The sequence below is a fragment of the Bradyrhizobium diazoefficiens genome (assembly GCF_016612535.1).
GTDB classification, from domain to species: Bacteria; Pseudomonadota; Alphaproteobacteria; order Rhizobiales; family Xanthobacteraceae; genus Bradyrhizobium; species Bradyrhizobium diazoefficiens_C.
Genome location: NZ_JAENXS010000007.1, coordinates 1 through 12,827, shown reverse-complemented (window position 1 = coordinate 12,827; position 12,827 = coordinate 1). Strand labels below are relative to the sequence as shown.

Genomic DNA, 12,827 nt, shown 5'->3' with positions numbered 1-12,827 from the left:
CACGCGAGCGGCAATCATAAGAAGCGATCAAGGAGGGGTGGAGATGAAAATTCGGTTCAGGGCCACGCATATCGTGCTGGCAATGCTCTGCGCGATGTATTTCATCACCTATGTCGACCGGGTGAACATCGGCACCGCCGCCGGCGAGATCCAGAAGGAGCTGGGTCTGTCGAACACCCAGCTCGGTCTCGTCTTCTCCGCTTTCGCCTATCCGTACCTCCTGTTCCAGGTGTTCGGCGGCTGGGTCGGTGATCATTTCGGACCGCGCAAGACGCTGTTCTGGTGCGGCGTCATCTGGGCCGCGGCCACCATCTCGACCGGCTTCGTCAACAGTCTCCCTGCGCTGTTCCTCGCACGGTTCGCGCTCGGCTTCGGCGAAGGTGCGACGTTCCCGACCGCGACGCGCGCGATGCAATACTGGACGCCGGCGAACCGCCGCGGCTTCGCGCAAGGCCTGACCCATTCCTTCGCCCGGCTCGGCAATGCGATTACGCCGCCGGTGGTGGCGCTCTTGATCCTGTGGCTGACCTGGCGCGGCGCCTTCGTCGCGCTCGGTTTCGTCAGTCTCGTTTGGGGCGTGATCTGGGTCTGGTACTTCCGCAACGAGCCGAAAGAACACGCCTCGATCACGGAAGCCGAGCTCGCCACGCTGCCGCCGCGCCCGACCGGCGAGCGGCCGCGCGTGCCGTGGGGTCCGCTGTTCGGGCGGATGTGGCCGGTGACGCTGACCTATTTCTGCTACGGCTGGAGCCTGTGGCTCTATCTCAACTGGCTGCCGCTCTTCTTCAAGAACAACTACAATCTCGACATCAAGAACTCGGCCCTGTTCGCCTCGGGTGTGTTCTTCGCCGGCGTGATCGGCGACAGCGTCGGCGGCGTGATCTCGGACAAGATCCTTGACCGCACCGGCAATGTCCGCCTGGCGCGGCTCAGCGTCACCGTTGCGGGATTTGCGGGGGCGCTGCTCTCGCTGTTTCCGATCCTGTTCGTCCACGACATCACGATCGTGGCGCTGTGTCTGTCGGCCGGCTTCTTCTGCGCCGAGCTCGTGATCGGCCCGATGTGGTCGATCCCGATGGACATCGCCCCGAAATACTCGGGCACCGCCTCAGGACTCATGAACACCGGCTCGGCCTTCGCCGCGATCGTCTCCCCGCTGGTCGCGGGCTTCGTGATCGATGCGACCGGGAATTGGTACCTGCCGTTCCTGATGTCGATGGGCCTGCTGTTGCTCGGCGGCTTCTCCGCCTTCCTGATGCACCCGGAGCGCCCGTTCACGGACGCCGAAGGACTGGTGCCGTCCCGCAAGGTGATGGCTGCGGAGTAGGGGCGGCGGAGGTCCACCGGTTATGCATGGGAGCAGCCCTTTGGAGAGGGGACAAGCCGGTCAAATGGTGCTATTCGGCGGCCATCAAAATAAGGCTAGACCGGGAAGGACGCCGATGACCGTGCATACTGGAAGGCATTTTCTCCAGATTCCAGGACCGACCAACGTGCCCGACCGCGTGCTGCGGGCGATGGACATGCCGACGCTGGACCATCGTGGTCCGGAGTTCGCCGAGCTCGGTTTCGGCGTGCTCGCCGCAATGCAGCGCGTGTTCCGCACCAAGCAGCCCGTGATCATCTTCCCGTCGTCCGGCACCGGCGCCTGGGAAGCGGCGATGGTCAATGTGCTCGCACCCGGCGACAAGATCCTGATGTGCGAGACCGGCCAGTTCGCCGTGCTGTGGCGCGGCATTGCCGAGAAGTTCAAGCTCGACGTCGACTTCATCCCGAGCGACTGGCGCCATGGCGCCGATCTCGTCGAGATCGAGAAGCGCCTCGCTGCCGACAAGCAGCATGCGATCAAGGCGGTCTGCGTCGTCCACAACGAAACCTCGACCGGCTGCGTGACGCCGCCCGCGGAGGTGCGCAAGCTGCTCGATCGCGTCAAGCATCCGGCACTCTTGATGGTCGACACCATCTCCGGCCTCGGCTCGATGGAGTACGAGCACGATGCCTGGGGCATCGACGTTTCGGTCGCGGGCTCGCAAAAGGGCCTGATGCTGCCGCCGGGCCTCGGCTTCAACGCCGTCTCGGAGAAGGCGCTCGCTGTCGCCAAGACCAATCCGGGCATGCGATCCTATTGGGATTGGCAGGAGGTCATCAGCTTCAACAAGCTCGGCACCTTCCCCTATACGCCGGCGACCAATCTGCTCTACGGCCTGCGTGAAGCCGTGAAGATGCTGGAAGAGGAAGGGCTGGAGAACGTCTGGACCCGTCACAAGCGCCACAGCGCAGCGACGCGCGCAGCAGTCAAGGTCTGGGGTCTGGAGACGCAATGCGCCGATCCCGCCGCACACTCGCCGGCGCTGACCGGCGTGCGCGTGCCGGACGGTCATGACGCCGACGCCTTCCGCAAGGTGGTGCTCGAAAACTTCGACATGTCGCTCGGCACCGGCCTGAACAAGATCAAGGGCAAGGTGTTCCGCATCGGCCATATCGGTCATTTCAACGATCTGATGCTGATGGGCACGCTCGCCGGCGTCGAGATGGGCCTGGATCTTGCAAAGATTCCGCACCGGAGCGGCGGCGTGCTGGCGGCCATGGACGTCCTGAAGGGACGCGACGTGGTGCCGATTGCCAAAGCTCAGGTGGCTTGAACTATCTAACTTGAAGAAGAAGTGAGCGCGCGATGAATGCACCGACGACGACCAACGAAGACCTGCTCTACTCCGTCACGGACGGCATCGCGCGGATCACCTTCAACCGCCCGCAGGCGCGCAACGCCATGACCTTCGCCATGTATGACCGCATGGCGGAGATCTGCACCGAGATCAACGCAGACCGTTCGATCAAGGCGTTGATCCTCACCGGCGCCGGCGACAAGGCGTTTGCGTCAGGCACCGACATTTCCCAGTTTCGTGCGTTCAAGACGGCGCAGGATGCGCTCGACTACGAGGCGCGGATCGACCGCGTGCTCGGCACGCTCGAACAGTGCCGCGTGCCCGTGATCGCGGCCATCGCGGGGGCCTGCACCGGCGGCGGCGCCGGCATCGCGGCCTGCTGCGATCTCCGCATCGGCACCGAGACGACGCGAATGGGTTTCCCGATCGCGCGCACGCTCGGCAATTGCCTGTCGATGTCGAACATCAGCCGCGTCGTCTCGCTGGTCGGGCCCGCGCGCGCCAAGGACATGATCTTCAAGGCGCGCCTGGTCGAGGCACCGGAAGCATTGGCGCTTGGCCTGCTCAACGAGATCGTGCCCGACGTCGAGACGCTGCAGCGTCGTGCGGATGAAACTGCAAAGCTCGTTGCGAGCCACGCGCCGCTCACGCTGGAGGCGACCAAGGAAGCAGTGCGCCGCATCCGCCGCACGCTGTCGCGCGAGGAAGGCGAGGATCTGATCCTCAAGGCCTATATGAGCGAAGATTTCCGTGAGGGCATGGACGCCTTCCTCAACAAGCGCACGCCGAACTGGAAGGGCAAGTAGCGCGCGCTTCGTCAGCCGAAAGTCATATGCGGCGGAATGTTCGCCTGCTTGAACTCGCGATCTTTAGTCCGCACAATACAAAACCAAAAAAGAACCAGGGGACGAAACTCGTGCGAATGTCAGTGAAGGCCGTCGGCGCTGCGACGGCCCTGTTATTGAGCGCGCCAGCCTTTGCCGGCTGGGAACCGACCAAACCCGTCGAGATCGTGGTGGCGGCGGGCGCGGGCGGTGCCTCCGACCAGATGGCGCGGATGATGCAGGCCGCGATTCAGAAGAACAATCTGATGAAGCAGCCGATGGTGGTCTCGCTCAAGGGCGGCGCCTCGGGCGCGGAAGCGCTGATGTACATGAAATCCAGCGAGGGCGATCCGAACAAGGTGCTGATCGCCTATTCGCTGATCTACATGCTGCCGCTGTCGGCCAAGATCCCGTTCAACTGGCGTGAGCTGACCCCGGTCTCGGTGATCGCGCTCGACCAGTTCGTGCTGTGGGACAACAGCGCCGGCCCCAAGACGTTGAAGGAATTCGTCGCGGCCGCGAAGGCCGCGAGCTCCCCGTTCAAGATGGGCGGCACCGGGTCCAAGCGCGAGGATCACGTGCTCACTGTTTTCCTCGAGCAGAAGACCGGCGCGAAATTCTCCTATTTGCCCTACAAGTCCGGCGGCGAGGCCGCAACCCAGCTGGTCGGCAACCACACCGAATCCAACGTCAACAACCCGTCCGAAAATCTCGAAGTCTGGCGCGCCGGCCAGGTGCGGCCGCTCTGTGTGTTCGACAAGGAGCGCATCTCCTACACAGCCAAGGTGACGGACACGCAGTCCTGGGCCGACATCCCGACCTGCAAGGAGGAGGGCGTCGACGTCCAGTATCTGATGCTGCGCGCGGTGTTCCTGCCCGGCAAGGTCACGCCGGAGCAGCAGGCCTTCTACGTCGAGCTGTTCCACAAGGTGACGCAGACCACCGAATACAAGGACTACATGGAAAAGCAGGCGTTGAAACCGATCTTCCTCACCGGCAAGGACATGGTGCAATTCCTCGAGGAGGACGATGCCGTCAACAAGTCGCTGATGACGGAAGCCGGTTTCGTCGCGAAGTAGCCGGTCTTCTTCACCTCGCCCCGCTTGCGGGGAGAGGTCGAATTCGATCGTAGATCGAATTCGGGTGAGGGGGACTCTCCGCGAGTCTAGCTTTCACCGTCCCCGTGGAGACTCCCCCCTCACCCTAATCCTCTCCCGGCAAGCGCGGAGAGGGGATTGGCCACAGCGTTTGTTGTAGAGCATGTCCCAAACCGATCTTGAAATCGCCGTCGAGGATCCGACTGCGCCTGAAGACGACTCGCCCGCCGTCGTGAGCTCCGGCACGGTCGAAATCATCGTCTGCCTGCTGCTGCTCGCGCTCGCCGTCGCGCTTGGCTTCGACAATTGGCGCACCGGTGCCTCCTGGGATTCGACCGGGCCCGAACCCGGCTATTTCCCGTTCTATCTCTCCATCGTCCTCGGCTGCGGCAGCATCTATGGCCTGATCGCAGCATTGCTCGCACGCCGCGCGGTATCCGAGACCTTCGTCACGCGCGCGCAGGCACGCCGCGTGATGGCGGTGTTCGTGCCGACGCTGCTGTTCTGCCTGGTGACGCAGTTCCTCGGCCTCTATGTCGCGAGCTTCCTCCTGATCGCGGGCTTCATGCGGGCGATCGGCAAGATCGCGCTGTGGAAGTCGCTGCTCACCGCCTTCCTGTTCACGGCGATCATGTTCGTCACCTTCGATATCGCCTTCGACGTCATCATGCCGAAGGGGCCGCTCGAAGCGGCCTTCGGCTACTAGGCGGATCCGCGATGGAAGCTTTCGGTCTCTTGCTCCACGGTTTCGCCGTCCTGCTGACGGGGAAGACGCTCGTGCTGATGATGGTGGGGCTCGTGCTCGGCATCTTCGTCGGCGTACTACCCGGGCTCGGCGGCCCCAACGGCGTTGCGATCCTGTTGCCGCTGACCTTCACGATGGATCCGACCTCGGCGATCGTGATGCTGTCCTGCATTTATTGGGGCGCGTTGTTCGGCGGCGCAATCACCTCGATCCTGTTCAACATCCCCGGCGAAGCCTGGTCGGTTGCGACCACCTTCGACGGATATCCGATGGCGCAGCAGGGCAGGGCGGCCGAGGCGCTGACCGCGGCGTTCACCTCCTCCTTCATCGGCTCGCTGGTCGCGGTGCTGCTCATCACCTTCCTTGCGCCGATGATCTCGTCGTTTGCGTTGAAGTTCGGTCCGCCCGAGTTCTTCGCGGTGTATCTCTTGACCTTCTGCTCCTTCGTCGGCCTCGGCCGCGAAGCCAAGCACAAGACCGTGATCTCGATGTCGCTGGGCCTGCTGCTCGCCGGTATTGGCATGGATACGGTGTCCGGCCAGCTGCGCATGACCTTCGGCTCGTCCGAGCTGCTCCGTGGCATCAACTTCCTCGTCGCCGTGATCGGCCTGTTCGGCATCAGCGAGATCCTTTTGACGATGGAGGAGCGGCTGGCGCTGCGCGGCCACGCGGCGAGCATCTCGCTGCGCGTGGTGCTGAGCGTGTGGAAGGACCTGCCGAAGTACTGGGTGACGCTGCTGCGCTCCTCCTTCATCGGCTGCTGGCTCGGCATTACCCCGGGAGGCGCGATCGCGGCGTCTTTCATGGGCTACAATCTCGCCAAGCGCTTTTCGAAGGATCCCGAAAGTTTTGGCAAGGGCCGCATCGAGGGCGTGTTCGCGCCGGAAACGGCGGCGCATGCCTCCGGCACCGCGGCGCTGCTGCCGATGCTGGCGCTCGGCATTCCCGGCTCCGGCACCGCCGCGATCCTGCTCGGCGGCCTGATGGTGTGGGGCCTCAATCCCGGACCGCTGCTGTTCGTCGAGCACAAGGATTTCGTCTGGGGCCTGATCGCCTCGATGTATCTCGGCAATGTCGTCGGCCTCGTGCTGGTGCTGACGACGGTGCCGATCTTCGCCTCGATCCTGCGCGTACCGTTCGCCGCCGTGGCGCCGATGATCGTGGTGTCCTGCGCGATCGGCGCCTATGCGATCCAGAATGCGATGTTCGACATCTGGCTGATGCTGGGCTTCGGTGTCGTCGGCTATGTCTTCAAGAAGATCGGCATTCCCCTGGCGCCGTTTACCCTCGCTCTCGTGCTCGGCAACCGCGCCGAGGACGCCTTCCGCCTGTCGATGATCGGCTCCGGCGGCGACCTCAAAGTGTTCTGGTCGAACGGCCTGGTCGGCTCGATCACGACGCTGGCGATCGTGCTGCTGTTCTGGCCGGCGATCGATGGGTTGCTCGTCCGCGTTGGATGGACGCAGCGGACAGGGACGACATCGCGTTAGAGCGATCCGATAATCTCGTTTGGAATCAATCCTATGGCGAGTTGGTGGTATTTTGGTCAGGATACCGCTTGTGCTCGATTGTTGCTGAATATCGCTGTCTCGGCACAGCGCTTGGCGCGCCTCTCCAACAAGAAGCAAAGCCCGGCTCGCGCCGGGCTTTGTCGTTTCCGAATCAGCATTTTCGAGATCGTCCGCGTTGCGTGCGGCCTCGAGGATCTCACCGTGGCCGGCTTAACGCAGCAGTGAGACCGATCTTGTCGGCAAAGTCGCGCCTGGTCTGCGGCTTCAAATTGCGCCTGATATGGCTCGGATCGCGATACAGAAACTCGCCGTCGAGCCTGATGTCACAACCTTGGTCGTTGCATAGGTTGCGGGCCGGGAATGCGGTCGCGACATTAGCGTGCGTTTGTGCGATCCCTGCGATAATGTCGTCGACGACGGCCGATCTCTGCAGGATCGTGCGTGCATCGGCCGAGCCGAGTTCGGATTCGCAAGGCGCCCGCCATAGTCCTGCGATCTCGGCGTGAGCGCATTCCACGACTTGCAAGGGCAATTCCGGCTCTCCGCCGATGAGAACGACTTGCCGACCGGGCGCCGAGATTTCTCCGACGAGCTTGATCAGGGCGTCGCGCATGGCGCTGGCACCGCGGGCCTCGTCATCATTGCCTATCCGCCGCGGCAGCTCCAGCCAGCTCGATGTCAGGACGACTTGATCGATCGCAGTATCCGCGAGCAGCTTCATTGCAAGCGCATGAAGGCGCCCGCAACGTTGCGGATAATTCGGTACTCCGATCGATATGATCGAATTGCCGTCGCCGAGCACGGCCGAGCATCCGGCAAAGACGAGAAAGGAGCGATCTCGATCGCGCGCGACCGCCTCTATGATCGGCGCAATATGCTGCGCATGGCTGTCGCCCCAGATCATCGATTTGTGCTTGGCGGTGTCCCAGGCAGCGCCGAAAACGCAATAAGGGCCTACCCCGTCGACGGTCGTTTCCTGACACGGCCAATCCCACATCGTGGCAAGATCGCGCAAGGGCTGGGCTTCTGCGGGAAAGCGCTGCGGCAATCCGTTGGCCGCACTGATGGAGAGCCCAGCGACGAACATCGTCAGCATGGCCGCGATGCCCGCGGCGATTGTTCGTACCGGCTTCCGTCGCCGGCGACGAAACGGCGTCTCCACATAGCGGTACGAAAGGGTTGCGACGATGAGAGAGATGATTGCGAGACAGGTAGCTTCTGTCGCGCCCGGCGAAGCTCCGTTGATGTAGATCCGATACAGCACCCATATCGGCCAGTGCCAAAGGTAGAGACTGTACGAGATCAGCCCGATCGGCGCGAGCAAGCCAAGCATCTCGCTCGATGTGGCTTTTCCGGACCGCGGCCAGACGATCAATCCCGCGCCGACACAGGGGTAGAGCGCAAATTCGCCCGGAAACTTCGTGGGCGAGATCGTGAACCCGATCGCGATCAGCGTCAGGCCGATCAACGCGGCGGTCTCGCCGGCAGCGCGGTTCAACGCTGGAAGGAACACCAGCAGCGCGCCGATCCCGAGTTCCCATGCGCGAGGAGGCGCAAGGAAGAACGCGGCCTTGGGGTCGACGCGGAAGTAGGCGATGCTGGCCGCGCACACGATGATGACGAGGGCGGCCAGAACCCTGGCCATGAAAACCCGCGAACCCCACCGCGACAGCAGGTACAACAGCAACGGCCAGACCAGGTAAAACTGCTCTTCGACCGCGAGTGACCAGGTGTGCAGAAGCGGCAGAAGGTCGGAGGTTCGGTCGAAGTAGCCGGTGTGAGCGAGAAAGAAGATGTTCGAGGCGCCAAATGTCGCCATCGCGGCCGTGGTGCCGAGAGATGCGTAATCTCCCGGCGTGAGAAGCAGCGTGCCTGCAGCAAGCGTTGCTGCCAGCATCACCAAGAGTGCAGGCAGGATGCGGCGGATTCGTCGGTCGTAAAACCCGACAATCGAAAACGTCCCGGCCGCGATCTCGGCCACCAGGGTTTGAGTGATCAGGAACCCGCTGATGACGAAAAAGATATCGACCCCGGTGAAGCCGCCGCGGATCGGCGCTCCGTAGTGGAACAGAACGACGGAGACCACCGCGATGGCGCGCAGCCCGTCAATGTCAGGCCGGTACCACGACTTGTGGGCGAGGCTCTCGCTGATGTGAAGTTGCATTTCGTCTGGGTTAGCTCAAGCCAGCTGGGGAGACAATCGCAAAGATCGACGCCGGGTAGCGGGAGGCGCGACCAACAGGCGGCGCGTCATGGTGCAGGCGAAATGGCGATCCGGTCATGACATCGGCGGGGCGTTTCAATCGCGGGATGGCGTGCGGCTTCGTCGCGTTGTTCTCTGTTGACGCCCGGGCAAATCTGACCATGCTGGAGCGTAGATATTGCTGGGAGGAGTGATCGATGATCGCAGTTGCCTTGGTCGCTTTGGCGTTGATTCCGACGAAGGAGGCCGGGCGTTCAACGGCCGCGTTAAGGCCGCCCTTGCAGCAGGTCCAGATTCGTTGCGGCGACGGTTATGATCTCAACTACTCCGATGGTCGCTGCTATCCAAACGGCCATCATGCGCCCGGCGTCTACGACAATCGCGGTGGCTACGGCTACGGCCGTGGCGGTCCGCCGCGCGGTGGCTGCGGCGATGGCTATGACTACAATTATTCCAACGGTCGCTGTTATCCGAACGGTTATCACGCGCCGGGGGTGTATGACGCCGGTCCGCCTCGCCGCCGTCGTGGCTGCGGCGACGGCTATGATTACAATTATTCCGATGGCCGGTGCTATCCGAACGGCTATCACGCTCCCGGCATTTACTCGCGCTAGCCAGCGGAGTCCGCGGTTCGGCTCAAAGGCTCGGTCGAAAGGCCGAGCCTTTCTTCGTTGATGGGTTGCCTTTGCTGATGGGTTGCGCGGGCCTCACACCACCTTGGCGTCCCTGAGTTTTGCGATCTCGTCGGCTCCGAAGCCGAACTCCTTCAGCACCTCGTCGGTCTGCTCGCCGAATTCCGGCGGCCGCGCTACCATCTTGCTCGGCGTGCGCGACAGCGTCACGGGTTGGCCGACCAGGCGGATGTGGCGGTCCTCGTCGTTGGGCACGTCCTGGGCGATGCCGAGATGCCTGACCTGCGCGTCCTCGAACATCTGGTCGATCGCATAAATCGGTCCGCAGGGCACGCCGGCCTCGTTGAGCTCACGGACCCAGGTCTCGGTCGACTTCGTCACGGTGCGCTTCTCGATCTCGGCGTTGAGCGCGTCGCGGTTCTTGGAGCGGGCAGGGGCCGTCGCATAATCGGGATGGCTGTAAAGCTCGGGGGCGCCGATGGACTGCGCACAGCGCTCCCAGATCCGCCCGCCGGTGGTGGCAATGTTGATGTAGCCGTCCGAGGTCTTGAATACGCCGGTCGGGATGCTGGTCGGATGGTTGTTGCCGGCTTGCTTGGCGACCTCCTTCTCCATCAGCCAGCGGGCGGCCTGGAAGTCGAGCATGAAGATCTGGGCCTGGAGCAGCGAGGTCTGCACCCACTGGCCCTTGCCGGAGACCTCGCGCTCGAGCAGTGCGGTGAGGATGCCCATGGCGCAGAACAGGCCAGCGGTGAGGTCGGCGACGGGAATGCCGACCCGCATCGGACCTTCGCCCGGCGCGCCGGTGATCGACATTAGGCCGCCCATGCCCTGGGCGATCTGATCGAAGCCGGGGCGCTTGTGATAGGGGCCGTCCTGGCCGAAGCCGGAGATGCTGCCGTAGACGATGCGCGGATTGATCTTGGCGAGGCTCTCATAGTCGATGCCGAGCTTCTTCTTCACGTCGGGGCGGAAATTCTCGACCACGACGTCGGCCTTGGCAGCAAGCCTCTTGAACACCGCAAGTCCGCGCTCGTCCTTCAGGTTCAGCGTCATCGCCCGCTTGTTGCGGTGCAAATTCTGGAAGTCGGAGCCCCGCCGCGGGCCGCCCGGCTGCTCGCCGCCGGAATCCTCGGTGAGCGCATCGATCTTGATCACCGTGGCGCCCCAGTCCGCGAGCTGGCGTACGCAGGTGGGCCCGGAACGGACGCGGGTCAGATCGAGCACGGTGAAGCGCGACAGGGCTTCTGAGGCAGGCGGAAAGGGCATCTTTGGGTGGCTCCGGGAGGACAGGGCTTTGACGGATCTTCTGATCGGGCAAGTTTAGCAGAAATTCAATGGTTTGGCGGCGTATACGGCGGGCGCATGGGCTGGGCGATGGCGGGCTTTCGCCTGAAAGGCACCGCAAATACCGGGAGTTAACCGGGGTTGACTGTCGGCGTAGAGTCGATGAAGGGTCGCCATCACCGTGCCGGCGCGATCGAAACTGCAAATTAACTCTGCAAGATCAATCCTCTGCATCCGGAGCATGACGTTCCCCGCACCGGGCCAGTCTCGGCGCTTCGTGCCGCGTTCGCGCCAGATCCGAGGGTCGGAACCCAAGTCGAGACGACGAGATGACATCGACATCTACCCAGGACGACCTGCTCTCCGACGATCCCTTTTACACGGTCGTCGGCAACACCATTCAAGGGAGCTACGTTCCGGCCGGTTCGGGAGGCGCGACCGACGGTTCGACGACCGGCTCAGTCATGTCGGTCACCTCGGGCGGCATCACGATCAACCTGATCCTAGATGCGGCGGCGCAGGCGGCGCCCGCCAGTTTCAAGAACGGCCTGCAGCAGGCCGTTGCGATCCTGGCTGCCAACATCACCGACAAGATCACCGTCAACATCAAAATCGACTACAGCGGCACCGGCGGCGGCGCGTCGGCTGGCCCCGACAATGGCTACTATGAAAATTATTCGTGGGTCCGCTCGGAGCTGCTCAACAACGCGAGTGCAGGCGACACCACATTCAACAGCCTGCCGAGCGGTTCCACCATCCAGGGACAATCGAACGTCGCGGCCTGGTATGCGCAATTGAAGCTATGGGGCGTGATCGCTGCCAACGACACCACGACCGACGATGCCAGCGCGAATTTTTCCACGGACATCAATCCCAACCTCCTGGTCGGCGTTGCCCTGCATGAACTGACGCACGCGATGGGGCGGGTGCCATATGGTTCGGCACCCGACGTTTTCGATTTCTACCGCTTCACGAGCGCGGGCGTCCGCCTGTTCTCGGGTGGTGCGACCGCACCGGCGGCGTACTTCTCGCTGGACGGGGGTGTCACCAAGCTTGCCGATTACGGCCGGAGTTCCGATCCGAGCGATTTCCTCAACAGCGGCGTGCAGGGGCCCAACGACCCCTTCAACGAATACTATACCAGCAGCACTCTTCAGGGGTTGACGTCGATTGATCTGCAGCAGCTCGATGCGCTCGGATTTCATCTCGCGGTCAACTCGCCGACGACGATCGAGGCCTTCGGCCTCACCAGCTTGGTGAGCGCGGGAAGCAATTATTTCCTCAATCCGACCGCGGGCGGTGCTGGCCCGTCGCTGAAATACGGCGGCGTATCGGTTGTCGTCGGCCAATACTCACCGCTCGCGCCGATCGGCGCCGAGCAGGTCGGCAGCGGGTACGACGTTGCCTGGAAAGCGCCCGGCGTCGATCAGTACACGGTGTGGAGCGTCGATGGCACCGGCAACTACCTGTCGACGCTCGACGACGCTGTCTCAGGAACGAGCTACGCGCTGGAGTCGCTCGAGACCACGTTCCATCAGGACCTCAATGGCGACGGTACGATCGGCGTTGTGAAGACGGTCATCGAGTCCGCCGGCGTCACCAGCCTCACGCAGATCGCCAACAATTACTTTCTCTATCATTCCGGCTCGGGACCGGAGTTGATGCGCGATGGCGCGGCCGTCGTCACCAATCAGTTTCCGCCCTGGGCACCGATCGGAGCGGAGCAGACCTCGACGGGTTATGACATTGCCTGGAAAACCCCGGGGACGGACCAGTACACCATCTGGAGCGTCGACAGTAGCGGCAACTACGTCAATAATCTCACGGGTCTCGTCACCGGAAGCAGCACCACGCTGGAGAGT

10 protein-coding genes are annotated in these 12,827 nt (G+C 63.1%); 8 read left to right on the top strand and 2 right to left on the bottom strand.

From position 1 onward, the window contains the following. Positions 1-43 precede the first annotated feature (43 nt). From JJE66_RS36735 to JJE66_RS36710, 6 genes are all read left to right on the top strand, one after another. Complete coding sequence (locus JJE66_RS36735; RefSeq protein ID WP_200520673.1) at positions 44-1,327, top strand: MFS transporter; 1,284 nt, start codon at positions 44-46, stop codon at positions 1,325-1,327. 115 nt (positions 1,328-1,442) lie between these two features. Continuing rightward, a complete protein-coding gene (locus JJE66_RS36730) occupies positions 1,443-2,642 on the top strand; it encodes an alanine--glyoxylate aminotransferase family protein (RefSeq protein ID WP_200520672.1) in 1,200 nt (399 codons plus the stop codon). Between the two features lie 32 nt (positions 2,643-2,674). Further along, a complete protein-coding gene (locus JJE66_RS36725; RefSeq protein WP_200520671.1) occupies positions 2,675-3,472 on the top strand; it encodes an enoyl-CoA hydratase/isomerase family protein in 798 nt (265 codons plus the stop codon). Positions 3,473-3,588: 116 nt separating this feature from the next. Further along, positions 3,589-4,569, top strand: a complete 981-nt coding sequence (locus tag JJE66_RS36720; RefSeq protein ID WP_200520670.1) for a tripartite tricarboxylate transporter substrate binding protein — start codon at positions 3,589-3,591, stop codon at positions 4,567-4,569. Between the two features lie 181 nt (positions 4,570-4,750). Further along, complete coding sequence (locus JJE66_RS36715) at positions 4,751-5,293, top strand: tripartite tricarboxylate transporter TctB family protein (protein WP_200520669.1); 543 nt, start codon at positions 4,751-4,753, stop codon at positions 5,291-5,293. Positions 5,294-5,304: 11 nt separating this feature from the next. Beyond that, entirely contained in the window at positions 5,305-6,822 is a 1,518-nt protein-coding gene (locus JJE66_RS36710) for a tripartite tricarboxylate transporter permease (protein ID WP_200520668.1), read from the top strand. A 217-nt stretch (positions 6,823-7,039) separates the two neighbouring features. Here the strand turns inward: JJE66_RS36710 and JJE66_RS36705 are convergent, their stop codons facing one another. Next, entirely contained in the window at positions 7,040-9,007 is a 1,968-nt protein-coding gene (locus JJE66_RS36705) for an acyltransferase family protein (RefSeq protein ID WP_200520667.1), read from the bottom strand. A 236-nt stretch (positions 9,008-9,243) separates the two neighbouring features. Between JJE66_RS36705 and JJE66_RS36700 the strand changes: the two genes are divergently transcribed. Further along, the gene (locus JJE66_RS36700; protein ID WP_200520666.1) at positions 9,244-9,660 is read left to right on the top strand and encodes a hypothetical protein; all 417 of its coding nucleotides are present in this window, start codon (positions 9,244-9,246) and stop codon (positions 9,658-9,660) included. A 93-nt stretch (positions 9,661-9,753) separates the two neighbouring features. Here the strand turns inward: JJE66_RS36700 and JJE66_RS36695 are convergent, their stop codons facing one another. After that, the gene (locus JJE66_RS36695) at positions 9,754-10,947 is read right to left on the bottom strand and encodes a CaiB/BaiF CoA-transferase family protein (RefSeq protein ID WP_200520665.1); all 1,194 of its coding nucleotides are present in this window, start codon (positions 10,945-10,947) and stop codon (positions 9,754-9,756) included. A 347-nt stretch (positions 10,948-11,294) separates the two neighbouring features. Between JJE66_RS36695 and JJE66_RS36690 the strand changes: the two genes are divergently transcribed. After that, on the top strand, positions 11,295-12,827 hold a 1,533-nt coding region (locus JJE66_RS36690), incomplete at its 3' end, for an NF038122 family metalloprotease (RefSeq protein ID WP_200520664.1).